23 protein-coding genes and 1 tRNA gene are annotated in these 24150 nt (G+C 60.9%); 8 read left to right on the forward strand and 16 right to left on the reverse strand.

All coding sequences use genetic code 11. The features are described 5' to 3' along the window. The first annotated feature begins 136 nt into the window (after positions 1-136). Entirely contained in the window at positions 137-946 is an 810-nt protein-coding gene (locus Q0M35_RS00230) for a division plane positioning ATPase MipZ (protein WP_295311019.1), read from the forward strand. On the opposite strand, the gene Q0M35_RS00235 is transcribed toward Q0M35_RS00230, so the two are convergent. Next, positions 930-1802, reverse strand: a complete 873-nt coding sequence (locus Q0M35_RS00235) for a DMT family transporter (protein ID WP_295311021.1) — start codon at positions 1800-1802, stop codon at positions 930-932. The two genes, Q0M35_RS00230 and Q0M35_RS00235, sit on opposite strands and share 17 nt — an antisense overlap. A gap of 132 nt (positions 1803-1934) precedes the next feature. Between Q0M35_RS00235 and Q0M35_RS00240 the strand changes: the two genes are divergently transcribed. Further along, entirely contained in the window at positions 1935-2150 is a 216-nt protein-coding gene (locus Q0M35_RS00240; protein ID WP_295311023.1) for a hypothetical protein, read from the forward strand. Positions 2151-2160: 10 nt separating this feature from the next. On the opposite strand, the gene Q0M35_RS00245 is transcribed toward Q0M35_RS00240, so the two are convergent. Beyond that, complete coding sequence (locus Q0M35_RS00245) at positions 2161-2550, reverse strand: RidA family protein (RefSeq protein WP_295311025.1); 390 nt, start codon at positions 2548-2550, stop codon at positions 2161-2163. Between the two features lie 131 nt (positions 2551-2681). On the opposite strand from Q0M35_RS00245, the gene Q0M35_RS00250 reads away from it, so the two are divergent. From Q0M35_RS00250 to Q0M35_RS00270, 5 genes are all read left to right on the forward strand, one after another. Then, complete coding sequence (locus Q0M35_RS00250) at positions 2682-3905, forward strand: amidohydrolase family protein (protein WP_295311027.1); 1224 nt, start codon at positions 2682-2684, stop codon at positions 3903-3905. Next, positions 3902-5308, forward strand: coding sequence for an FAD-binding oxidoreductase (locus Q0M35_RS00255; RefSeq protein ID WP_295311029.1), 1407 nt, complete (start codon positions 3902-3904; stop codon positions 5306-5308). Before Q0M35_RS00250 ends, Q0M35_RS00255 begins: the two co-directional genes overlap by 4 nt. Next, complete coding sequence (locus Q0M35_RS00260) at positions 5308-6219, forward strand: TauD/TfdA family dioxygenase (RefSeq protein ID WP_295311031.1); 912 nt, start codon at positions 5308-5310, stop codon at positions 6217-6219. Before Q0M35_RS00255 ends, Q0M35_RS00260 begins: the two co-directional genes overlap by 1 nt. 80 nt (positions 6220-6299) lie before the next feature. Then, complete coding sequence (locus Q0M35_RS00265; RefSeq protein ID WP_295311033.1) at positions 6300-7958, forward strand: ABC transporter substrate-binding protein; 1659 nt, start codon at positions 6300-6302, stop codon at positions 7956-7958. Positions 7959-8040: 82 nt separating this feature from the next. Continuing rightward, positions 8041-8529: a DUF2165 domain-containing protein gene (locus Q0M35_RS00270; RefSeq protein ID WP_295311034.1), complete on the forward strand. Its 489-nt coding sequence runs from the start codon at positions 8041-8043 to the stop codon at positions 8527-8529. On the opposite strand, the gene Q0M35_RS00275 is transcribed toward Q0M35_RS00270, so the two are convergent. The 13 genes from Q0M35_RS00275 to hemE all read right to left on the reverse strand — a co-directional run bounded on the left by Q0M35_RS00275 (position 8516) and on the right by hemE (position 22180). Further along, positions 8516-9148 (reverse strand): 3-hydroxyacyl-CoA dehydrogenase family protein, encoded by a 633-nt coding sequence (locus Q0M35_RS00275; protein WP_295311037.1) that lies wholly within the window; start codon positions 9146-9148, stop codon positions 8516-8518. The genes Q0M35_RS00270 and Q0M35_RS00275 overlap by 14 nt on opposite strands. After that, the gene (locus Q0M35_RS00280) at positions 9145-10035 is read right to left on the reverse strand and encodes a helix-turn-helix transcriptional regulator (RefSeq protein ID WP_295311039.1); all 891 of its coding nucleotides are present in this window, start codon (positions 10033-10035) and stop codon (positions 9145-9147) included. Before Q0M35_RS00280 ends, Q0M35_RS00275 begins: the two co-directional genes overlap by 4 nt. Before the next feature lie 107 nt (positions 10036-10142). Next, complete coding sequence (gene boxA / locus Q0M35_RS00285) at positions 10143-11339, reverse strand: benzoyl-CoA 2,3-epoxidase subunit BoxA (protein WP_295311041.1); 1197 nt, start codon at positions 11337-11339, stop codon at positions 10143-10145. Between the two features lie 228 nt (positions 11340-11567). Further along, a complete protein-coding gene (boxB, locus tag Q0M35_RS00290) occupies positions 11568-13019 on the reverse strand; it encodes a benzoyl-CoA 2,3-epoxidase subunit BoxB (protein WP_295311042.1) in 1452 nt (483 codons plus the stop codon). Positions 13020-13077: 58 nt separating this feature from the next. Beyond that, entirely contained in the window at positions 13078-14736 is a 1659-nt protein-coding gene (gene boxC, locus Q0M35_RS00295; protein ID WP_295311043.1) for a 2,3-epoxybenzoyl-CoA dihydrolase, read from the reverse strand. A 103-nt stretch (positions 14737-14839) separates the two neighbouring features. Beyond that, positions 14840-15310, reverse strand: a complete 471-nt coding sequence (locus tag Q0M35_RS00300) for a DUF309 domain-containing protein (RefSeq protein ID WP_295311045.1) — start codon at positions 15308-15310, stop codon at positions 14840-14842. Continuing rightward, entirely contained in the window at positions 15294-16121 is an 828-nt protein-coding gene (locus tag Q0M35_RS00305) for an alpha/beta hydrolase (protein WP_295311047.1), read from the reverse strand. The genes Q0M35_RS00300 and Q0M35_RS00305 overlap by 17 nt, the downstream gene beginning before the upstream one ends. Then, the gene (locus tag Q0M35_RS00310; RefSeq protein WP_295311049.1) at positions 16118-17659 is read right to left on the reverse strand and encodes a benzoate-CoA ligase family protein; all 1542 of its coding nucleotides are present in this window, start codon (positions 17657-17659) and stop codon (positions 16118-16120) included. Before Q0M35_RS00310 ends, Q0M35_RS00305 begins: the two co-directional genes overlap by 4 nt. 119 nt (positions 17660-17778) lie before the next feature. Continuing rightward, positions 17779-19098 carry a TRAP transporter large permease gene (locus Q0M35_RS00315; protein WP_295311093.1) on the reverse strand — a complete coding sequence of 440 codons (1320 nt, stop codon included), beginning with the start codon at positions 19096-19098 and terminating at the stop codon, positions 17779-17781. Positions 19099-19140: 42 nt separating this feature from the next. Further along, a complete protein-coding gene (locus tag Q0M35_RS00320) occupies positions 19141-19710 on the reverse strand; it encodes a TRAP transporter small permease (protein WP_295311051.1) in 570 nt (189 codons plus the stop codon). 69 nt (positions 19711-19779) lie between these two features. Next, on the reverse strand, positions 19780-20820 hold the full coding sequence (locus Q0M35_RS00325) for a TRAP transporter substrate-binding protein (protein ID WP_295311053.1): 1041 nt from the start codon (positions 20818-20820) through the stop codon (positions 19780-19782). A 195-nt stretch (positions 20821-21015) separates the two neighbouring features. Next, positions 21016-21092 (reverse strand) — tRNA-Met (locus Q0M35_RS00330). Positions 21093-21145: 53 nt separating this feature from the next. After that, positions 21146-22180: a uroporphyrinogen decarboxylase gene (gene hemE, locus Q0M35_RS00335; protein WP_295311055.1), complete on the reverse strand. Its 1035-nt coding sequence runs from the start codon at positions 22178-22180 to the stop codon at positions 21146-21148. A gap of 101 nt (positions 22181-22281) precedes the next feature. On the opposite strand from hemE, the gene hemC reads away from it, so the two are divergent. After that, complete coding sequence (hemC, locus tag Q0M35_RS00340) at positions 22282-23226, forward strand: hydroxymethylbilane synthase (protein WP_295311057.1); 945 nt, start codon at positions 22282-22284, stop codon at positions 23224-23226. A 21-nt stretch (positions 23227-23247) separates the two neighbouring features. Here the strand turns inward: hemC and hemF are convergent, their stop codons facing one another. Then, positions 23248-24141 (reverse strand): oxygen-dependent coproporphyrinogen oxidase, encoded by an 894-nt coding sequence (gene hemF, locus Q0M35_RS00345; RefSeq protein WP_295311059.1) that lies wholly within the window; start codon positions 24139-24141, stop codon positions 23248-23250. Between the last annotated feature and the right edge of the window lie 9 nt (positions 24142-24150).

A 24150-nucleotide genomic window follows, 5' to 3' on the forward strand; every position in this document is an offset into this window, starting at 1 on the left:
CTCTGCCACACTCTGCTCAAATTCGTACAAATCAGAGACTGATACCGGCCATCGTGGCTTCCCAAAAGGCTGCACCCCACATATAGTGCGGCCGATATAAAGCCGCGCAAAGCGGCAGGGGCAAAGGATCGGGCACATGGCGCACATTATCGTCGTCGGAAACGAAAAAGGCGGCGCGGGCAAATCGACCGTGTCAATGCATGTTGCGACCGCACTGGCACGCCTGGGTCATAAGGTCAGCGCGCTCGATCTTGATCTGCGGCAGCGCACCCTTGGGCGTTATGTCGAAAACCGGCAGGCGTTTCTGGCCAGCACCGGGCTGAACCTGCCTGGGCCACGGGTGCATGATCTGCCCGAAATCGCCGCCGAAACGCTGAAACCGGGCGAGAACATTTATGACCACCGGTTGTCGGCCGCTGTGGCAGAACTTGAACCGGACAATGATTTTATACTCATCGACTGCCCCGGATCGCACACCCGGCTGAGCCAGGTGGCGCACAGCCTCGCGGATACGCTGATCACCCCGCTGAATGACAGCTTTGTTGATTTCGATCTGCTGGCGCGCACCGATCCCACCGGTGAGGAAATTCTCGGACCTTCCGTTTATTCAGAGATGGTCTGGAACGCGCGACAACTGCGCGCACAGGCGGGGCTCACACCCATCGACTGGATCGTGGTGCGCAACCGCATGGGCGCACAGCGTATGGTCAACAAGGAAAAGATGGAGCGCGCGATCAGCAATCTCAGCCGTCGCATCGGATTCCGCATCGCACCGGGCTTTTCCGAGCGTGTCGTTTTCCGGGAGCTTTTCCCGCGCGGGCTGACGCTGCTCGACCTGAAAGATATCGGTGTCAAACAGCTCAATATCTCCAATGTCGCAGCCCGTCAGGAGCTGCGTGATCTGGTGAAATCCCTGAACCTGCCCGGCGTCACTGTCGATTTCTGACCCGGCGGCGCCTGAGCGCCCAGAGGTTTGACACAAACAATGCGCCAACCACGATGCTGCCACCGGCCAGCGCCCAGGAGCCGGGGTTTTCGCCAACCACGGCCCAGACCAGCAGCGGCGCCAGCACGCTCTCCAGCAGCACCAGCAGGCCCACCTCGGCCGATGTGATGTAACGCGGCCCCAGCGCCAGCAACGCCGAGCTACCCAGAATGAACCCGCCGTGCATCAGCACCAGGGGCGCCTGCTCAGGTGCCACTGAAAGCGGCGCGGCGAATGGCAGGATCACAAGGGCGGCCGCCAGATAACTCATTGCAGCCCCTGGCACCATCGAAACCCGTCGCACATGACGCGCCGCCGTGAGTGCAGCGGCAAAAAGCGCCGACACCGCGAGTGCCAGTGCATCTCCTGACCAGTGTGCGCCTTCGGTTTCGCCGGAGCCGCGCGCAATGATCGCAAGGCCCGTAGTCACCGCAAGCATCGTCAGGACCATGCGCGTGCTGACCGGCTCGCCCAGGAAGATCCGGCTGAAGAGGGCTGCGAAAACCGGCAGGGAGGCGATGATGAAGACCACATTGGCCACTGAGGTCAGGCTCACGGCAAGCACAAAGAGCACGCCGCTGCTGCCCACGCCCAGCATATAGATCGCGCCGTATCGTCCGGCACTGAGCACAGCGCGAAAGGGTTTTGTCCCCTGCATCAGCAGGATCCCGCCACTGAGCATGCCGCCTGCGAGTGCCATCCGCCAGAAGGCGATCGTCAAAGGCTCCGCCGCGATCAGACGCACAAAAAGCGCGTCCGGCACGACCAGAAGCACGCCGAGGGTGGTGATGCAGAGACCTTTGAGGTGATCATTCATGGGTACGGGTCGTGACGACTTTGCGCGCACAAGTAAAGACGCCGCCGCCCCTGAGCGGCAACGGGCTTGATCCCGCACAGGGTCACGCCATACTCTTTCTCACAGCAGAGCATCAGGGAGGTTGCAGCGCTTATGAGCAAATACGGCCCGTCCCGAAGGGATCTGAGGTATCGCGCGGGCTTTGCCGTCACAGGGCTGAGCTTGACCGCAGGTGCGCTGGCCTATCGCGGCTGGCCCACAGGCCCGGGCGGCTGGGAGGCCATAGGCATAGCGCTTGTGTTTTTCGGCGGGACACTGATCTGGGCGCTGCGCAAACTCATCCGGCAGGACTATCCCGACGAAACCTGACGCGCGCGGGTCAGGGGGCGGCAGCCCAGACTTCGACCTCGACCACAAACTCCGGGCGGGTAAAGCCCGAGACAATGAGCAGTGTCGATGTGGGCAACACGCTGACATCCTCCAGATACGCATCCCGCGCGACCATATACCCCGCCATATGCGCGCGGTCGGTGACATATGCCGTCACGTGGCAGACATCGCCCGCCCCCATATCCGCTTCCGCGAGAATTTGCGCGATATTTTCGAAACACATCCGCGCCTGGGCCTCTGACCCCTCGGGCACTGAGCCGTCGGCAGCGATGGCAAGCTGACCTGCGGTGCGCACCCGGCGCAGGCCGGCGGGAAGCTCGACCCCGTGCGAATACCGGGCGACGGGGGCGGAAATACCGGGCGGGGCGAGCGCTTTCATGGCGTGTCTCCTGTTCTCATGTCAGATCATTCTTGCGCAGGGCCACGAAATTTGAAACGGTAAGCTTACATCTCTGGCACAGATTAATTTCTCAAGGGCCGCAGTGAAGATTTCCTTTGAAGGAGGGAGATATGAACGCGCCCGTCGATGCCGTTCTGCATGACGTTCTTGTTCCACGCGCGCTGTTGCGCGATGAAGCGGGCTTTGGCGGCACGTTTGCCGGCGACTGCCTGCGCGGCGATCTGCTGATCCTGGAAGGCAGGGCCCGCGCGTTGCAGCCCGGCACTCCGGGAGAGACACCCCGCATTGTGCTGCCGGCCCTCACCGAGGCGCACTGTCATCTGGATAAATGCCACACCATCGCGCGGCTGGGCCCCGTGGGTGGCGATCTGATGGCGGCCATTGCGGCACAAAGAGAGGACAAAGCAAACTGGAGCGAAGAAGATCTGTCCCGCCGCGCACGCATCGGGCTGACCGAAGCGCAGGCCGCAGGCTGCACCGTGGTGCGCACACATGTGGACTGGGGCGATACAGCGGAGGCGCCGTTGAACTGGTCGGTTCTGACGGGTCTGGCGCGGGAGACTGCCGGTCTGACGCTGCAATGCGCGGCGCTGAACGGGATCGACCAGCACGCGGAGGATGATTTCTGTGACCGGGTGGCGCGCTGCGTGGCACGTGACAGTGGTGTTCTGGGCGCCTTTGTACTCGGCCACGAAAGGCTGCAGGACGGGCTGACTGCGATGATCAGGGCTGCTGACAAATACGGTCTCGCGCTGGATTTCCACGTCGATGAGGGACTCAGAGACTACAACGGGCTGGAAACCATCTGTGACGCCCTGATCAGCGCACAGTTCGAAGGCCCGGTGCTCTGTGGACACGCCGTCAGCCTGATAGACCGGCATGGTGATGACCTCGCCCGCATTCTCGACAAGCTTGTCCGGGCGCGGATATCGGTCTGCGCGCTGCCCACCACAAACCTCTATTTGCAGGACCGGCGGGACGGCACGCCGGACCGGCGCGGGCTGACCCGGCTGCGCGAGCTTGAGAATGCGGGCGTGCCGGTTGTGGTGGGATCAGACAATGTCGCGGATGCATTTTGCCCGGTGGGCCGGCATGACCCGATGGCTGCCCTGCACCTCGCCACACTCACCGGACACCTCGATCCGCCGATGGGCCGCTGGCTGCGGTCGGTGACGGTGGATGCCACCGCGTCCCTTGGCCTCGATCCGGTCTTCGTCGATGGCGCCGCAGCAGATGCCCTGCGCCTGAGTACCGCCCCTGATCTGGCTGGTCTAGTCGCCGGCCGCGCCCCTCTTTTTAAGCTGACAGATGTATTGCGGGAGACTGTTCAATGACCTCCATTTCCGGGAAAACGGATATTGACTGGGCCGCCTTTGCAGCCGAACTCACCCCCGTCGAGGTGATCAGCGAGACGGTACTGGTGAAAAAACGCAGCCGGGATTTTTTCTGGTACAGCCCGGTGCTGAATGCCGAGCTGAAAAAATGCTTTGGCGATCTGGTGGCCCGGCCAAAAACGCCCGGTGAAATGCGCCACTGTCTTGCCGTGGCCTGGAAATACAAAAGCCCCGTGGTGCTGCGCGGCGGCGGCACAGGCAACTACGGGCAGAGCGTGCCGATGGACGGCGGGCTGATCATCGAAACCACGGCCATGAACCGGATCCTTGAAATCGGTGACAGTTTTGTGCGGGTCGAGGCCGGGGCGCTCATGGCGGATATAAATGCCGCCCTGATCCCCGAAGGCCGGGAGATGGCGATGTTTCCCTCCACCCAGGATATCGCGACCGTGGGAGGCTTTGTGGCGGGCGGTTCGGCTGGCATCGGGTCGGTCGCCAATGGCGCGCTGCGCGACCCCGGAAACCTTATCGCTCTTAAGGCGCAGTCCGTCGAAGAAGTGCCGCAGGAGCACGTGTTCGAAGGCGAAGATGTGCTGCAGATCCACCATGCCTGGGGCCTCAACGGGGTGATCACCGAAGTAACTCTGCGCACGGTGCCCACGCGCGACTGGGTCGGGTGCCTTGCGACTTTCGGGACCTATGAGGCGGCCTATGCCGCAGGCTGTCAGCTTGCAAAATCCCCCGACATCGCGCGCAAGCTGGTTACGACGGTCGATGCGCGCATATGCTCCTATTTCCCCCGGCTCGAAGGTCATATCCGCCCGGAACATCACCTGCTGGTCTCGTTGCTGCCGTCCGAAGATATCGACAGGTTCCGGACCCTGATCGAGGCGGCCGGTGGTCATGTTGATCTGACGCTGACAGAGAGCGAACGCAAGGCTGCAAAACTGCCGCATGTCTTTGATTTCTCCTACAACCACACCACGCTGCAGGTGCTCAAAGCGGATCGCAGTGCCACCTATCAGCAGGTCGGTTGCCCCGTTCCGCCCGATCCGGCCGCCATTGCAGACCTGCGCCCGAAGCTCGGCGAAGACGTGTGGATGCACCATGAGTTTGCGCGTGTGGGCGGCGAGATCGTGACCTTTGATTTGCCGATCATCTGGTACACGACGCCGGAACGACTGGCCGAAATCAATGCGACCTATGAGGAAAACGGCTTTCCCGTCTATGACGCGCATACCTGGCGGGTCGAAGGCGGTGGGCTGAAGAACGCAGATTACCGGCATCTCGCCGTCAAAAAACGCATGGACCCGGACGGGCTGCTCAATGCCGCGAAGTCCGCCGTCTGGGAGAGCGTTAAAGATCTTTCTCCGGAAGAAATTGCAGCAAAAGGAGCGCAGTGATGCAACTCAGAACCACACCGCTCGCAGAACGCTTCGGCGTGATCGTCGAGGATTTCGACCTCAGTTCGACAGACGCGGCGGGTTACGCTGCGATCCGGGCAGCATTCGAAGAGCATTCGGTGCTGCTCTTTCGCGGCCAGAGTATCGATGATGACGCGCACCTGAGGCTTGCGCGCATGTTCGGGCCCGTGGAAGACCGCCTCGCGGATGAGCGCAAAAAGGGCGAAGCTTACAAGGTGCCTGAGGTGTCCAACATTCAGGACGACGGCAGCGTAACCTCCGAAAGCGATCTGCACACGCTGAACCTGAAGTCCAATATGCTCTGGCACTGCGACAGCACCTTTCTGCCGGTGCCGGCGCTGACCAATATCCTGATCGGACGCGTCGTAACGGAAACCGGGGGCGAAACCCAGCTAGCCTCTGCCCGCGCAGGTTGGGCGGATATGCCCGAAAAACTGCGGGCAAAGATTCGCGACAAGGGGCTCTGGCACCGATATGCGCACTCGCGTGCAAAAATTTCGCCTGAACTCGCAAAATTACCGATGTTTCACAAATGGCCCGATCAACTCTGGCGGGCAGTGTGGACCAACCCCGTGAACGGGCGGGAGGCGCTTTACATAGCCAGCCACGCATTCAGAGTGGAGGGAATGGATCAAGGTCCGGGAGCGACACTGATAGATGAGTTAGCGTCATTTGTGACCCGTCCGGCCTATGTTTACAGTCATAAATGGCGGGTCGGCGATGTTCTGATCTGGGACCAGCGTGCCGTGCTTCACCGTGCCACACCCTGGGATTACGCCCTGCCGCGCAGGCTCTCAAGCCTTTGTGTCTCCGCCGGTCCCCAAGATGGGCTTGACGCGATGCGCCTCACTGTTGAAGATCACCCCGTCCCCCGATCAGGGGTGTCTTAAAAGCAGATAAACTGCATCACCAGACCGGGAAATATCCGGCATGCGTACGGTCAGAACCGTACACAACAGAGAGGAAGAAAATGACATTTTTAACCCGCACCGGCAAACCGCTGCCGCAGTCCATCCTGGACGGCGCCGCGAAGTCCGGCACAGATGCTGTCAGCCGCCGCGAATTCCTGGCACTGGCCAGTGCATTCGGCGCCACAGCCGCGACTGCATATTCGATGCTGGGCATGGCACGCCCCGCGCAGGCCGCAGGCCACAAAATGGGTGGCACCGTCCGTATCCAGCAGGAAGTCCGCGCTCTGAAAGATCCGCGCACGTATGACTGGAGCCAGATTGCCAACTTCAGCCGCGGCTGGCTGGAGTATCTCGTGCACTATGAGAACGACGGTACCTTCACGCCCAAGCTGCTTGAAAGCTGGGAAATCAATGACGATGCGACGGTCTATACGCTTAACGTCCGTCAGGGCGTCAAGTGGAACGACGGCAGCGATTTCACCGCAGAAGATGTTGCACGCAACATCACCGGCTGGTGTGACAAGAGCCTGGAAGGCAACTCGATGGCCGGTCGTTTCGCGACGCTGATCGACCCGGAAACCGAAAAAGCACTGGACGGGGCGATCGAAGTCGTCGACAGCCACACCGTGCGCCTGAACCTGCCCGCAGCCGACATCTCGCTCATCCCCGGGATGGCAGATTATCCGGCGGCGATCGTACCGGCGTCCTATACGGCTGACACAGCGCTGTCCAACCCGGTCGGCACAGGCCCTTATCTGCCTGAGATGCTGGAAGTTGGCGTCAAAGCCGTTCTCGTGCGCAACGAAGACCACACGTGGTGGAACGAAGGCAACGGCGCTTATATGGACCGCGTCGAGTTCATCGACTATGGCACCGACCCTTCTGCTTTTGTGGCGGGTGCTGAAGCCGAAGAGATCGACATGACATATTCGATCGAAGGTGACTTCATCGACATCTTCGACACGCTCGACGGCTGGCAGCAGAACTCGGTCGTCACCGGTTCCACAATCGTAATCCGGCCCAACCAGCTGGCCGAAGTTGACGGCATGAAGCCCTATGAGGACAAACGCGTCCGGCAGGCGCTTGCCATGGCAGTGGACAACGCGGTTCTGCTTGAGCTGGGCTATGCCGGTCGCGGCGAAGTGGCTCATAACCACCACGTCGGTCCGATGCACCCTGAATATGCCGATATACCGGCACCCAAGTTCGATCCGGCAGCCGCCAAGGCGCTGATGGACGAAGCGGGCTTGGGTGATTTCGAGCATGAGCTCTTTTCTATTGATGACGCATGGCGCAAGGACACCACCGACGCGGTGGCAGCCCAGCTGCGCGACGCGGGCATTAAGGTCAAGCGGACGATCCTGCCCGGCTCCACGTTCTGGAACGACTGGACGAAATATTCCTTCTCCTCCACGAACTGGAACCACCGCCCGCTGGGCGTTCAGATCTGGGCTCTGGCCTATCGCTCCGGCGAAGCCTGGAACGAGTTTGGCTGGTCGAATGAAGAGTTCGACGGGATCCTCACTCAGGCACTGGCGACACCGGACGTGGAAAAACGCCGCGAGCTGATGAAGCAGGGCGAGATGATTATTCAGGAAGAGGGCGTAACAATCCAGCCTTACTGGCGGTCGCTTTATAACCACACCAAAGAGGGTCTGGTCGGTGGCGATCATCACATCTCGTTTGAGATCCGTCCCGAGCAGATCGCCTGGACGTGATCTGACGCCATACTGCGAAGGGCCGTGCATTGCGCGGCCCTTTTTTTGTCACGCAGACGCTTTGCCATGAAAGGACCCGGAAATGGACGTCACAATCTTACTCGCTCAACTCGTTGCGACCGGGGCCATTGCGGCCTGGCTTTCGACCGGGCTGCGCGACAACCTTCTGCATCCGGCGCTGAATGAGACCTATACAGCGGAAGTGTTCAGCATGGCCCGCATGCAAAGCGAATACCCCGAAGCCTTTGACATGGTCGCGCATCGCGCCATTACAAAACGCAGAACACAAAAGATTGCCTTCCGCGCGGTGGTCGCGGTCGAAGCGCTGGCCTGTATCCTGCTATGGGTCGGCGTTGTGGCGTTGCTCATGGCGATTGCGGGGACGGCCGGGGCTGAAACGGCGCGCGTTCTGGCCCTGCTCGGGGCCACGGCGTTTACCGCCGTCTGGGCCGGGTTTCTTGTGGTCGGCAACTACTTTTACTACTGGTTCTGCCACGAGGGTGCGCAGAATACGCACTATCAGATGACGCTCTGGGGCCTCGGCACCATGATCCTGATCAGTCTGCCGTGAACCGGCCACCGCCCGCCGCCACCGCCGCGATCAGCGGTGCCGGCACCTGCCCGGTCTGCACGGAAATCTGAGCGCAAAGTGCCCGGGCACCGGTTTCATCTGCAAGCTCAAAAAGGCGCGGCATGCCCGCAGAACTGCAGGCATCATCAATGTCTGTGATCCGGCATCTCTCCTGCGTCACGATCCGGGCGGCTGCATTTGTCAGCCCCGCAATCAGGTAAGACGCCAGCGCCCCCGCAGCCGGATCGACGCGCGTAATGCCGGCAAAACGCGCTTCTTCGCGCAACAGGTCTTCGACGAGCGGGTCAATGACCAGACCCCCGCCGCCCGGGTAGCGGTACCAGCCAACTGCGACGCTGCGCCCCAGGCGCCCCTCAGCAACCATACGCACAAGCACCGGATTGGTCTGCTGCACCGGCGTGACCGCATTGCGGCTGGCGCGGGCGAGTTCCGGTTCCAGACCGTCGTTATCCCAGGCCTCGCAGACGCCGGTGGCAAAGCCCGCGTCCAGCATTGCTTCATCCAGTTCCCAGGGGTTGGCAAAGGTCAGCAGAAGGTGCTGAGCAAGCTCGCGCAGGGCGGCGGTCAGCGCATCTGCCAGATCAGGTGCCGGATTCATGCACCGTGCACTTCCAGAAACCGTTTAGAGGCAATAACTGCCAGCAGATCGTTCAGCGAGGACGACACCGTCCGGTTAGACGTGTTCACCTGCGCGCCGGCTTTTTCATAGGCCGGCGTGCGTGCTTCCAGCAGCCCGCGCAGCTGTTGCATGGCTGCCGGATTGCCCTCCATGGGGCGCAGATCACCCTGTTCGCGGACCCGTTGCATATGTTCTGCCGGCGATGTTCTGATCCAGATTGTATGAAACCGCTCGATCAGCCGGGCATAGGTCTGCTCTCCCGCGACGATGCCTCCTGCGACGGCAAGGATCATGCGGTCATGGCGTTCAATGACGCGGGCCAGTGCCTCGGCCTCAAGGGAGCGATATCCGTCCTCACCATAGAGGGCCATCACCTCGGACAGCGGCATGCCCGTCTGCGTCTCGATCTCTGAGTTCAGCTCGACAAACGGCAGGCCCAGGGTCTCGCCGGCAAGTTTACCAAGGGTGGATTTTCCCGCGCCTCTGAGCCCTGTCAGGCAGATACGGTTTGCCCGCAGGGCTGCAGGGTTTTGAACGGCCAGAACGCGGCGCACCTCGTCCTGTACCGAGGCAGGGGCCTGGCGGTAGAGAGTCACCACCCGTTGCAGGTCGCTGTCCCAGGCCGCAGTTTCCGACATCAGCGCTTCGATACGCAGATCAAGTGCTGTGGCGATGCGTTGCAGCAAAGCGATCGAGATATTGCCTTCGCCGGCCTCAAGCTGGGCAAGATACCGCGGCGAAACACCGGACAGCTCAGACAGTTCGCGACGCGGCATGCCTTTTGACTTGCGCGCTTCGCGCACACGGGCCGCAACGCGGGCGATCAGCAAAGCAGCCGTATCAGCTACAGCGGGACTGTCTTTCATCGCAACTCCGGCGCTGAGAGGTAGAATAACGCATATTTAAGCTTCAGGGTCGGGCTTACAACGGGCGCGCCTTCACATTGCGCAATATGTCGCATATTTTTTCAATCTCAGTAGGTCTCGACATGGTACTGGCCGGCCTCGCGCAGGCTGTCGCGCAGGTTCGGCCATGACAGGCCCAGACCCGCCGCAATATCGCTGAGTGCATCATCCACCCCGACTTCCATTGCGCGCAACCCGCAGACGTAGATGTGCAGTTTGTCGCGCGTCAGCAGGTCCGCAATGTGACCCGACTGTTCGCGCAGCTTATCCTGCACATACTGCTTGGGGCTGCCGTCTTCGCGGCTGAAGGCGAACTCTTTGCGCAGGAAGCTGTCAGGTACTTTCTTGAGCGGTCCGAAGTAAGGCAGGTCGCGCGGGCTGCGCGCACCGAAAACCAGCGTCATGCTGTCGCTTGCCGAAGGCGTCTCGCGCTGGCGTCGCATGGTGAATCCGCGGAAAGGTGCCGACCCGGTGCCGGTACAGATCATCAGCAGATGCGCCTCCGGATCAGAGGGCATCAGAAAGGTCGACCCGAAAGGCCCGGTCAGTTGCACCTCGTCGCCCCTGCCCAGGTCGCAGACGTAGCCGGAGCAGACGCCGCCCTCTTCGCGTTTCACCGTCAGGGAGATATTGTTGAACCCCGGTCGCTCCCCGTCGCGCGGGCTTGAGACCGAATAGAGCCTTGGCAGGTGCGGTCTGCCCTCCGCATCCGTACCAGGCGGAATAACCCCCACACTCTGGCCTTCCAGCACCGGAAAGGGCAGCCCTGCCAGATCCAGAATGATGTGGCGAACGTCTCCCTCGCTGCCGGCATCTGTCAGCCGGTAGTTGCCCTGCACAACAGCCCGCGCAGGTTTACCGGTGTTATAGAGGTTAATGGTGGGCTTTGTTGCTGAAGCGGGCGCGCGCGATTTGCCGCCTGCCCCTTTGTGCGCATCCGCGAGCAGAGCGGCAATGGCCTCGTCATGTGCTTCGTTGCCGTCGCTGTCCGGATGCGCGTCAAGGCTGATGTCTTCCTGATCGGGGAGCTCTTCAAAGCCGTATTGCTCATCAAGGGTATAAGGTGTGTCGACGACGCGCCATTCATCAATTGATCCGGTCGGGCAGACCGGGATGCAGTCCATACAGAAGTTGCATTTATCGGGATCGACAACGACATTGTTGTCATCATGCTCGATCGCGCCGATCGGGCAGGTCATCTCGCAGGTGTAACAGCGGATGCAGATTTCAGGGTCGATAAGGTGTTGCTTTACGGGTTGGTTCATCCGGCTCCGACGGACCGGTGCAACACAGTATCGGGAACGAATATCATATCGAGAAGCGCGGAACACATGCCTTTGCAGTCTTTGCAACCGATGCAAATCGCGCTGGATTTTGTGCCTGAATTCTGTGTCTGCATGGGTCCGGTCTCCTTCTTAAGGGTCAAGGTCACGGGGGTGAGGCGTGACGCAGGCCAGTATCTTAGAGGCCCGCGCCGGGTTCTTTGATCTGGATCAAGCCATGTGGAGTTTCACATATTCGAAATCACCGGGCTTGTTGTCGATGCCCACCTTGGGTGCTGCAATCCAGGAAGCGTATTTTCCCGGCTCGAAACAGGGCACCATCAGAGACTGGATAAAATCTCCGTCGGCCTTTGTCGGCAACCATTCAGCGCGGCGTTTCTCCCATTCCTCTGACGGGATGATATTGCCATCAGGATCAACGCAAACGCTTGAAAAGACGCCGATCTGGCGGTGGAAGCCTTCGTGTGGCAGTTTCAGTTCAAATTCCACACCTGCGCGGGCAATCGCCTTGTTCCAGCGGCCGACACCACCTGCGGCATCGCGCACATAATCATCGCGCAGCCGCATGTTGATCGCCGTCAGCGCCGGCACGTCTTCGGTCAGGATCTTACCGTCCCTGATAGAGGTTACCGCATAGGTGTCATTCTGCAGTTTGTGATCATCATCGATCCTGAGTTCCATATACCGGCCCTTGATCCCTGCGTTGAAGGCATTGGCGGCATTGGTCGAGACCTCCTGCCCAAAAAGATCGAGGCTCAGCGTGTAATGCAGGTTGAGTTTTTTCTGGATCGTCGGCAGGTCAATCACACCCAGATCGCGGATTTTGTTGATGTCATAAGGATCGGTGATGCCGTTCGCATTCATCGCCTCCAGGGTCGCCTGAATGGTGCGCCCGACACCGGTCTCGCCGACGAACATGTGGTGCGCCTCTTCGGTCAGCATGAAACGGCAGGTGCGGCTCAGCGGGTCAAAGCCGGACTGCGCGAGGCTCTCAAGCTGCATCTTGCCATCACGGTCTGTGAAATAGGTGAACATAAAAAACGACAGCCAGTCAGGGGTTTCCTCGTTGAAGGCGCCCAGCATGCGCGGCGCTTCTTCGGAGCCCGACGAGCGGACCAGCAGATCGTCGGCCTCTTCACGCCCGTCACGACCAAAGTATTTCTGCAACAGATAGACCATCGCCCAGAGATGGCGGCCCTCTTCGACGTTCACCTGAAAAAGGTTGCGCATGTCATAAAGCGAGGGCGCGGTGAGACCGAGGAACCGTTGCTGTTCAACAGAGCCCGGTTCGGTGTCGCCCTGAATGACGATAAGGCGTTTGAGCATATTGCGGTACTCGCCCGGCACCTCCTGCCAGGCAGCTTCGCCGACGTGTTCCCCCATCGGAATTTTGCGGTCCTCCACCGCCGGCGCCAGCAGCACGCCCCAGCGATATTCGGGCATTTTCACATAGTCGAACTTGGCCCAGCCTTTGGGGTCAACCGAGACCGCCGTGCGCAGATAGACCATGCTGTCCTGAAAATTCTGCGGGATCAGATCGTTCCACCAGTTAATGTACCCCGGATGCCATTTCTCGAGCGCTTTCAGAACCTTGCGATCTGAGCTCAGCCCCACGTTGTTGGGGATCTGACTGTCATAGCTTACGTTGATCAGGTCTGCCATTGTCTCTTCTCCATCTTTTGTCGCAGGGCGCGCGCCCGTCGTGTCCTGTGCTGCGGGCTCACACCCGCTGTTTGTTGTAATCAGCCCTGAGACCGGTGCCATAGCGTTGCAGCGCACCCTCAGGACCAACCGCATTGGGTCTTTGAAAAATCCAGTTCTGCCAGGCGGTGAGGCGCCCGAAAATGCGCGTCTCCATCGTTTCGGGCCCGGCAAAGCGCAGGTTGGCCTCCATGCCCGTCAGCGCATCAGGGGAGAAGCTGGCACGCTCTTCCATGAAGAGGCGGACCTCGTCTTCCCAGTCGATATCGTCATAGGCATAAGTCACAAGGCCGAGTTCTTCCGCGTCAGGGGCCTCCAGCGTGTCTCCCACGCGCTGACGCAGCACCTCCACCTGTTCCGGGGTGGCCAGAAAGCGGGTCTCCAGACGGCTGAGCCCGTTGCCCATCGGGTAGCGCCCGAAGCTGGCCTCCGTCAGGGTGATCCCGGCCAGCGGCCGGTCATCGTCCTCGAATTCTTCCAGCATCATATAGCTGCGATCGACGGCCCAGAGGATTTCCGCGAGCGGCCCTGCGAAACAGGAGCCGTGCTCAACCAGTGCCACCAGGCTGCGCGATGTCATGTCGATACGCTTGAGAACGCGTTTCCAGAGCGTCAGCACCTCATTGGCCAGCCAGTGGTCCGCGTTGTTGAGGAGCAGCGCCTCGTGAGCAACCACGGCCTGCGGATCGCCTTCGGTGCGAAATGCAATGAGGCCGATCTCGTCCTCATTGCTGCGCAGGTGCAGGATGGCGTCGTCCAGTTCGCGCGCGCACCTCAGCATCCAGGCCTGCGCGCCCTGTTCTGTGAACGCGTCCATATCGGCGACCGCGGCCTCACCGGGGCCGGTGATTGTGACGTCTGCCCGGCGTCCGGCGCGGTCAACCGTCAAGGCGACGGTGGACCAGGTGACGCGGTCAGCGTCAAAGCTGCGCTCCAGCGGTGTCAGCCGGATGCCTTTCTGTGCGCCATGACCGGCGGCGTTCTGCGCCATTTCCCGGGCGCGGGTGGCGACCGTTTCATCAAAGGTCGCGTTCGGGATAAGCTCATCCACAAGACGCCATTTCAAAGCGCGGCTGCCTTTAACGCCTTCCTCGACCGAGCAGAAAACATCCGCAAGATCACGGCGGACTTTGCGCTTGTCAGTGACCCGCGTCAGCCCGCCGGTTCCCGGCAGTACGGCCAGCAGCGGCACCTCGGGCAGCGCCACCGAAGAGGTGCTGTCATCGGTCAGCATGATATGATTGCAGGCCAGCGCCAGTTCATACCCGCCCCCCGCGCAGGCCCCCCGGATCGCGCAGATATAGTTCTGATTGCTGTCCTCAAGTGCCGCCTCCAGAGTGTTGCGCGTCTCATTGGTGAACTTGCAGAAGTTGACCTTGTGCGCATGGGCAGCGCCACCAAGCATGCGGATGTTCGCGCCCGCGCAGAACACTTTGTCTTTGGCAGACCGCATCACGACCACGCGCACCTCCGGATGCTCGAACCGCATGCGCTGGACAATATCCGCAAGCTCGATATCCACGCCGAGGTCATAGGAATTGAGTTTCAGCTCATAGCCGTCAAAGAGCCCGCCTGCCTCATTGACATCCATCAGCAGTGTGGCCACCGGGCCGTCATACTCCACGCGCCAGTGACGCATGTTGTCCGGATCGGTCTGGAAATCAATTCTGTCAGCCACGGCTTATCTCCCCACCCGCCTGTCTTCGGGATTTTATCTGAAATATTGAACTATACTTCACAGAAGAGTCCATAAATCCTCGGAGTTTACGCCGGTATTATCGTTATTTTGCACTATGGTGCAGTTCGCTCTGCGCGCGGGTTTCATGAACCCAGGCACGCAGGGATCTCGGGTCAAGCCCCAGTGGCTGCTGCCCGGAGGGGCATCGCGCCAGATGCGCCTCCACCATATCGCACAGCCGGCGCGCTGCATGCGGGCGCAGCATCAGCAGTTTCAGGCGCGCATTGGCCAGCTGGATCAGCGCCTGCACAATATCGCGCTCCGGGCTGGGATCAGAAGTCTGCATCCAGACTGCTTCCAGGACTTCGTGGCACTCCCAGTAATAGCCCGCATCGAAATAGGCCCTGCCACAGCGCAGAGCGAAACTACCCGCCAGCACATCGCTGCCCGCCCTGTCCGGCACCGTCCGTCTGATTGCATCAAACCAGTCTTCCGGGTGACGCGGAGTGCGTCCGGGGATATAGGCGTGCGACGGCACCGGCACATCGCGGGGCAGATCACTCAGGCGCGACATCGGCGTTTTCGAGACGTATCAACCTTTTGGTGAAGTCACCGACGGCCGCAAGCACCGCATCCGGTGCTTCGAGATGTGGCGCGTGACCGCACTTTTCAGGAAGAAGCGTTTCCAGCGGGGAATAGATGCGGGTCTCGATCTCATCAATCTGCGCGCGGCTGCCGTAGGGGTCCTGCCCGCCCTGAACGGCGAGCACAGGCACGCGCCAGTGATCGATGCAGTCCGCCACATTCCACGTCTCAAAGCCCGGGTCGGTCCATGCATCATGCCAGCCGTTGAATGCCATCTCCGCATCGCTATGCCAGCGCGCGAGCTTTGCGTGCAGATCACCGGTGCGAAAGGCTTCACCGGCCTTGCGGATCGCATCAAGCCCCTGCGGCTCAGTAAAAAAATGTGGCGCCACCAGGATAAGGCCACGCACCCGCATATCGCTGACGGATCCCGCGTAGATCGCAGCGATCGTAGCGCCATCGGAATGCCCCAGAAGGATTACGTCCCGAAGCCCCGCTGCATCCATCACCGGGCCCAGCATTTCGACCGCTTCACGGGTCATGTAATCCGGCGGCCGCGGCAATGTCACACCTTCGGAGTTCCCATATCCTGCGCGCGACCAGACAAAGACACCCAGCCCGGTCTCAGCCGCCAGCCGCGCGGGGAAGTCCCGCCACAGTGCAGCACTGCCCAGGCCTTCGTGTAACAGCACAAGGGTCGGCGCCCCGGACCCGGGCGGCGGACCGTAGCAGGCATATTCCAGCGACTTACCGCCGGCTTTCAGGCGGCCATCCGGGTGTTCTGACCAGGCGTTGCTCACTGATCGGCTCCGCGCAGCCGGAATCGCTGGATTTTGCCGGTGGCCGTTTTGGGCAGCTCGTCCACGATGCTTATCCAGCGCGGATACTTCCATTTACCGATGCGGTTTTTGACATGCTCTTTCAGGTGCTCTGCGATCTCGCTGTCGGCTGCATCCTGCAGCACGACAAAAGCCTTTGGCTTATCGAGACCATCTTCTCCGGCGGCGGCAACGACAGCGGCTTCGAGCACCGCCGGATGGCTGGCGAGCGCCTGTTCGACCTCGAAGGGCGAGACCCAGATACCGGACACCTTGAACATATCATCCGTGCGCCCGCAGTAGACATACCGTCCGTCCGTGCGACGTTCGTATTTATCACCGGTGCGGGTCCATTCGCCCTCGAATGTTGTGCGGGACTTTTTGCGCTGGTTCCAGTAACCCGCGGCCGCTGAAGCACCGCGCACCAGCAACTCTCCGATTTCATTATCACCGACCTCAGCGCCGGTCTCATCCACAAGGCGCATATCATACCCCGGCACGGCGATACCGGAGGTGCCGTAAACATTGTCCCCGGCACGGTTGCTGAGAAAGATATGCAACATTTCAGTGGATCCGACACCGTCGAGAATGGCGACGCCGGTATGCGCCTCCCACCGCATACCGACGTCTTCGGGAAGCGCCTCCCCTGCTGAGATTGCTCTGCGAAGCGGGGTGGCGGGCGTACCCGCTTTGTCCATCCCGGCCACCATTGCGGCGTAAAGCGTTGGCACGCCGCAAAAGACTGTCGGTTGCTCAGCCGTCATGACCGCGAGCATATCCGCCGGTGTGGGACGCCCCGCAAAAAGCACAGTTGTGGCCCCTGCGGCAAGCGGAAATGTCATCGCATTGCCCAGCCCGTAAGCAAAAAACAGTTTGGCCGCAGAGAAGACCACATCGTCTTCCCGCAGGCCGAGTATATGCGCGCCATATGTATCGGCGGTAGCCTTCATGCTGGAATGTACATGTGGCACGCCTTTGGGCTGTCCGGTCGAGCCTGAGGAGTAGAGCCAGAAGGCGACCTCATCATCGGAGGCAGGCTGGGTAGCCAGAGTCCCGGCATCCCTGACAAAGGCGTCAAAAGAGGTGGTGCCCGCGGGTGCGTGATCGCCGGTGACAACGATCACGCGCAGCGTGGGGTGGCCATCGATCAAAGGCGCGACCACATCAAAGAGCGCCTCAGAGACAAAAAGAACTGCGGCGCGGCAATCGCGCAGAATTGCATCGTAGACCGGCGCAGCAAGCAGGGTGTTGAGCGGCACGGGAATGACCCCGCTCTTCAGAGCTCCAAAAAAGATCTGCGGAAATTCGATGGTATCTGTCACCAGCATCGCGGCGCGTTCTTCGGGGCGCACACCGGCGCGACGCAATGCAGCCGCAACCTGTCCGGACCCCTCTGCCAGGCCCTGATAGGTCAGCGCTCTGCCGCTGCCGGCCTCGCGGTAAGCGACTTTGTCGCCCCGCCCTTCATCAAGGTGGCGGTCGACAAACCACGTGGCCCCGTTTCCGGCAACATTCGTCACGCGTCTTTCCCTCCGATGCGACCTGCGATAGCTGCTCTATCGTGCACCTGCGACCGCCTGTCGCAAGCGGTTCTCACGGAAAAAGCATTTTAGTGCACTTTTTAGCCGATGGCTGGGAATCAACCCGGCAGGAGAAAGAGTGTAATAGCCGGGAACATGACCAGAATGATGACACGAAGGATGTCCGATCCGACAAAGAACATCACAGCCTTGTAGGTCTCAGTCATCGGCGTTTCGCGATCCATCGCGTTGATGATGAAGAGGTTCATGCCCACAGGCGGGGTGATCAGCCCGACCTCGACCACGATCAGCACGAGGATGCCGAACCAGATTGCAACGTGTTCGGGCGACATGCCGAAATCCATCGCGGAGATCACCGGAAAGAAAATCGGCACAGTGAGCAGGATCATCGACAGGCTGTCCATCAGGCAGCCGAAGATCAGATAGAACACAAGAATAATCGAGAGCACCAGCCAGGGCGAGAAGCCCTGCGTCAGCACCCAGTCGGCCATGAACTGCGGCACGCCCGAGAGGGCCAGAAAACCGTTGTAGAATGCCGCCCCCAGCACGATGAAAAAGATCATCGCCGTTGTGCGCGCGGTGCCCAGCAGGCTCTCGCGGAAGACCGGCCAGTTGAGGCTGCCGGAAAGGAGTGCGACGAGCCCCGTGCCCATCGCGCCGATGGCCGAACCTTCGGTCGGCGTAAACCAGCCGAGATAGATGCCGCCCACGACGAGGGCAAAGATCACCAGCACCGGCCAGGTGGCCCCCAGCGCCTTCCAGCGGTCGGCCATGGGCACCGGCGGGCGCGTGCCGGCCGATTTCGGAAAGAGACGCACATAAACGGAGATTGTCAGCATATAGCCCAGGGCCGCGAGGATGCCGGGAATGAAGGCGGCAAGGAAGAGCTTGGCGATGTTCTGCTCGGTGATGATCGCATAGATCACCAGAATGACAGAGGGAGGGATCAGGATGCCAAGCGTGCCGCCAGCGGCGAGGGTCGCTGTGGAAAAACCGCCCGAGTAGCCGTAGCGACGCAGTTCCGGCAGCGCCACGCGCGACATCGTGGCCGCTGTGGCAAGCGACGAACCGCATATCGCACCGAACCCCGCACAGGCGCCGACAGCCGCCATTGCAACGCCTCCGCGCCGATGGCCGAGAAAGCTCTCGGCAGCCTTAAAGAGCGCGCTGGAGAGCCCCGATAGGGTTGCGAACTGGCCCATCAGCAGAAACATCGGAATGATGCTGAGCGAGTAGCTGGAGAAGGTCGTGTATGTTTCAGATTTGAGTTTTGCCAGCAGCGGCACCGGGTTGCCGTTCATCGCATAATACCAGCCGCCAAAGCCACAGAGCAGCATGGCAAGGCCAATGGGCGCACGCAGAAAGATCATTCCCAGCAGCACGGCAAAGGACCAGAACCCCAGCTCAAGCCGGCTCATATCCGCAAAGGGCAGCAGATCGAGGAAAGCGCCCATCCGACCCTATTCCTGCGTCATCAGTGTGCGGCCGGTAAGGCTTTCAGCGACACGCAGATACGCGCACCAGAGCGCCACAATGCAGGTCACGACCGAGGCTGCAAAGCTTGCTGAATAGGCCCACCAGACCGGGAACTGCAAAAAGAACGTCGTCTCGCCATTGCCGTAGTAGCGCTGCACACCGCCAAAAAGCTGCACTGAGATCAGGATCAGCGCCGCGGTCAGTGCCACCTCCCAGAAGGCCGCCAGTGCGCGGTTGGCGGCACCTGGCAGATGCGATGTGAAGATATCAACGGTCGCATGCGCCCGGCTGAGCTGGCAGACCGGGAAAAAGGAGAAGATCGCAAAGGCGATGCCGGCTTCCAGCAGTTCGTAGTTGCCGTTCACTTCGCCAATGCCGCTGTCGATCAGCGTGCGGGCAAAGTCTCCCAGCGTGCGTTCGGCAAAATCGGAGTGCAGCCACTTGTTCGCAGAGCGCCCGATGATCGAGACCGTTGTCAGCAGGACAAGGCCGGTCAGGACCAGACCGCCGATCACTGCGGTGGCGCGGGCAAGAAGTCTGACGGCCTGATGCATAAAGCACTCCGGGAGGCATGAAAAAGCCCGCGGTGCGGGATGCGCACCGCGGGCCGGCTGTCACCGGAGTTATTCGGTGTATTTATCGATGAGCATACGCGCTTCGTCGATCAGCGCCTGACCGTCGATACCTTTTTCGTTCATCTCAGCGACCCATTCGTCATAAATCGGCTGAGCGACGGCCTTCCACTCGGCCGTTTCGGCTTCATCGAGTGTGACGATGTTGTTGCCGCGCGCCACAGCCGCTTCGCGGGCGGGCCCGTCGCTGTCGGCCTGGGTGCCACCGGCAAAGACTGAGAACTCAACGCCGGAGTTATCGTCGATCACCTTTTTCAGATCATCGGGCAGGCCCTCATACCGGTCTTTGTTCATCGCCAGCACAAAGGTCAGCACGTAAAGCGCATTGCCCGTAAACTCGGTGTGATTGGTCACCAGCTCCGGGATTTTCAGTGCGGCGGTCACCTCCCATGGGATCGTCGTGCCGTCGATCACGCCTTTGGAGAGGCCCTCAGGCACAGCAGGTACCGGCATGCCGACGGGTGTGGCGCCAACTTTGCTCAGGAGCGCATTGGCCAGCCGCGACCCGCCGCGGATTTTAAGTCCTTCCATATCCGCAGGTGAGCGCACCTCTTTGTTAGCGTGGATCAGGCCAGGACCATGCACCCAGGTGCCGAGAATGTGCACATCTTTGAATTCGGTGTCTTTCATGTGGGTCTCGAACATTTCCCAGTAGGCGCGCGAGGCGGCCCGGGCGTTCGTCATCATGAAGGGCAGCTCAAAAACCTCGGTGCTCGGATAGCGACCCGGCGTATAGCCGACGACTGTCCAGACGATATCGGCAACTCCGTCGATTGCCTGGTCCATCAGCTCCGGCGGGCTGCCGCCAAGCTGCATGGACGGATAGCGGTCGACCTTGATGCGTCCGCCGCTGTCTTTCTCGACATTGTCGGCCCAGACATCCAGCACCAGCTTTGGCACATTGGCCTGCGGTGGCAGGAACTGGTGCATTGTGAGTGTGACTTCCTGCGCGGCCAGCGGTGCAGCACCGAAGCCTGTGGCAAGTGCGGCAGCACCCACCAGATTCAGAAAATTCTTGCGTGAGATTTTCATGTGTTTCCTCCCTGAAAACCCGGGTTCGTCGCGTATCCCGCGATCTCAGACCCGATCATCCCTGACAAATTGCTATTGCAGACGAGGCGGCTTGTCACCTGTCTTTGTAACTATTGCAGCCGTCACAGAAGACCGCAGCATCCGCAGACAGGGGCGTCCTGCCCGAATCCGGAGCTGACAAAAATCAAAGAAAGATGGTGGCGTTACCTGGACTTGAACCAGGGACCTAACGATTATGAGTCGTTCGCTCTAACCAACTGAGCTATAACGCCATCGGCGCGTGACCTATGACAGCCAGGCTGCCGGGTCAAGGCTGAAATGCCGATTACGTGTCGCGCACGGCGTCAATCATCCGCTGCACATTGTCGGGGTCTGCATCCGGTGTAATGCCATGGCCCAGATTAAAAATGTGCGGCCCGCCCGAGAAGGCCCTGACGATCGCCTTTGTCTCATCAACCAGCGCCTGCCCGCCCGTGACCATATGGGTCGAGGCGAGATTGCCCTGTACGCAGCCATCGACCTGCACGTGTTTTGCAGCCCAGTCAGCGCTGACCGAATTGTCGAGCGCCACACAGTCCACGCCGGTGGCTTTTGCAAAGCCAATGTAGCCGTCACCCGCTTCGCGCGGGAAACCGATGACCGGAATGCCGGGATGTTTTGCCTTCAGCGCCGCGGTGATTACGCGGGCAGGCTCCAGCGCGTATTTCCGGAAGTCATCTCCCTTGAGCGACCCCGCCCAGCTGTCAAAGATCTTGACCACTTCCGCCCCGGCTTCGATCTGTTTCGACAGATAATCGATGGTGCCTTCGGTGATCCGGTCCATCAGCGCCTCAAAGACGGCGCGGTTTTCGTTTTTCAGCGCATGCGCCGGTGCCTGATCGGGCGTGCCGCGCCCGGCAATCATATAGGTGGCAACGGTCCATGGCGCGCCCGCAAAGCCGATGAGCGTGGTCTCGTCGGGCAGTTCGCTCCGCAGGATCCGCACTGTTTCATAAATGGGGTTGAGGGTCTCGTGGATGTCACCCACGGGGCCCAGTTTGTCAAAATCCGCCTGCGACGTAATCGTTGAGAGGCGCGGGCCTTCGCCAGTTACAAACCACAGATCCGCCCCAAGCGCCTGGGGCAGCAGCAGGATGTCGGCAAAGAGGATCGCCGCGTCAAACCCGTACCGCCGGATTGGCTGCAGTGTCACCTCGGCGGCAAGCTCCGGATTGTAGCAGAGCGACAGAAAATCCCCGGCCTGCGCGCGGGTGGCGCGGTATTCCGGCAGGTAGCGCCCGGCCTGGCGCATCATCCAGACTGGCGGGGTGGGCAGGGTCTCGCCCGCAAGAGCGCGCAGTATCGTTTTCCGGGGGGGCATGATCATCCTCTTTTTTCCAGGCCCTTGGTCAGGGCAGCAGCAGAACTTGTCAAGTGACAGACGGGTTGTCAGCCCAAATTGACGCGCATAAAGATGGGCGCATGACAGTGACCCTCCCCACCCCCGACTCCCCGCTGAAAATCGGCACCCGCGGCTCTCCGCTTGCTCTGGCACAGGCGTATGAGACCCGCACGCGCCTCGCGCAGGCCTTTGATTTATCCGAGGAATGTTTTGAGATCGTGGTCATCAAAGTGACCGGGGATGCGATCCAGGACCGGCCGCTGAAAGAGATCGGCGGCAAGGGGCTTTTTACCCGCGAGATCGAGGAAGATCTGCTGTCGGGTAAAATCCACATCGCCGTGCATTCGATGAAAGACATGCCGACGTTGCAGCCCGACGGGCTGATCCTCGACACCTACCTGCCGCGCGAAGACGTGCGCGATGCCTTTGTGGCCCACGGCCTGAAGGATATCGCCTCGCTTGCAAAGGGCGCGGTGGTGGGCACATCGAGCCTTCGGCGGCGCGCGCAACTGCTGCACCGCCGTCCTGATCTGCAGGTCGTTGAGTTTCGCGGCAATGTGCAGACCCGGCTTAAAAAGCTTGCTGACGGGGTCGCTGAATGCACTTTTCTGGCGGCTGCCGGGCTTAACCGGCTGGGCATGTCGGATGTACCCGCCACGCCGGTCGATCCCGGGGATATGCTGCCTGCCGTAGCCCAGGGGGCGATCGGGATTGAGCGCCGCATCAGTGACGATAACACCGCCGCGATGCTTGCCAAAATCCACGACACATCCACCGGGCAGAGGCTGGCGGCGGAGCGCAGCTTTTTGCTCACGCTCGACGGCTCATGTGAAACGCCGATTGCCGGGCTGGCAGAGCTGAGCGGCGACGTTCTCTCCCTGCGCGGAGAGGTGCTGCGCCCGGACGGTTCTCAGGCAATTTCAGGATCACGCAGGGGCCCGGTGTCAGAGGGTGCTGGCATGGGCAAAGACCTCGCAGAGGAACTGCTTGCCGAAGCCGGTGACGGGTTTTTTGACTGGCACTGAGGCTCGCACCCGCCGCGCCGCTCAGATCCACTTGGCCAGCGGCGGCAGGCTCATCAGCACCGCGTTTGCATCATGTCCGGTTTCCAGGCCGAACTTCGTACCCCGGTCATAGACAAGATTGTATTCCGCATAGAGGCCGCGGTGCACGAGCTGCGTGTCTTTATCTGCCTCTGACCAGTCCTGCACGCGGCGTTTGCGAACCAGCGGCACATAGGCCGGCAGAAAGGCCCGCCCGATGTCCTGCGTCAGGCTGAAATCAGCCTCCCAATCGCCGGTGCACAGATCGTCCATGAAAATCCCACCGACGCCCCGCGCCCTGTTGCGGTGCGGTACATAGAAATACTCATCCGCCCATGCTTTGAGTTTCGGGTAATGCGCCTCTCCGTGCGGGTCGAGGTGCTCTTTCTGTGTGGCATGGAAATGCGCCGTGTCCTCATCATATTCGATGCAGGGGTTCAGATCAGACCCGCCGCCGAACCACCATGCGTGCGGGGTCCAGAACATGCGCGTGTTCATATGGACTGCGGGCGCATGCGGGTTCTGCATATGCGCCACGAGGCTGATGCCGCTGGCCCAGAAACGCGGGTCGTCCTTCATGCCGGGGATGCCTTTGCGCGCGGCCATAGCCATCTGCGCGCGCTCTCCCAGAGTGCCAAAGACGGTCGAGATATTCACGCCGACCTTTTCAAAGACGCGGCCGCCCCGCAGGACACTCATCAGGCCGCCCCCCGCATCCGATCCGTCATCGCTGGTGCGGTGAGTCTCAGAGACCTCAAAGCGCCCGGGAGAGGCCTCAGAAAGCGGCCCCTCGCTGTGATCGCTCTCAAGCGCCTCAAAGGCCGCGACAATGTCGTCACGCAGGGTGTGGAACCAGGCGGAGGCCTTGTCTTTCTCAGTGTCGAATGTGGATGTCATAATGCGCCC

Origin of the sequence: Roseobacter sp. (genome assembly GCF_024639605.1) — a bacterium.
Taxonomy (GTDB): domain Bacteria; phylum Pseudomonadota; class Alphaproteobacteria; order Rhodobacterales; family Rhodobacteraceae; genus Roseobacter.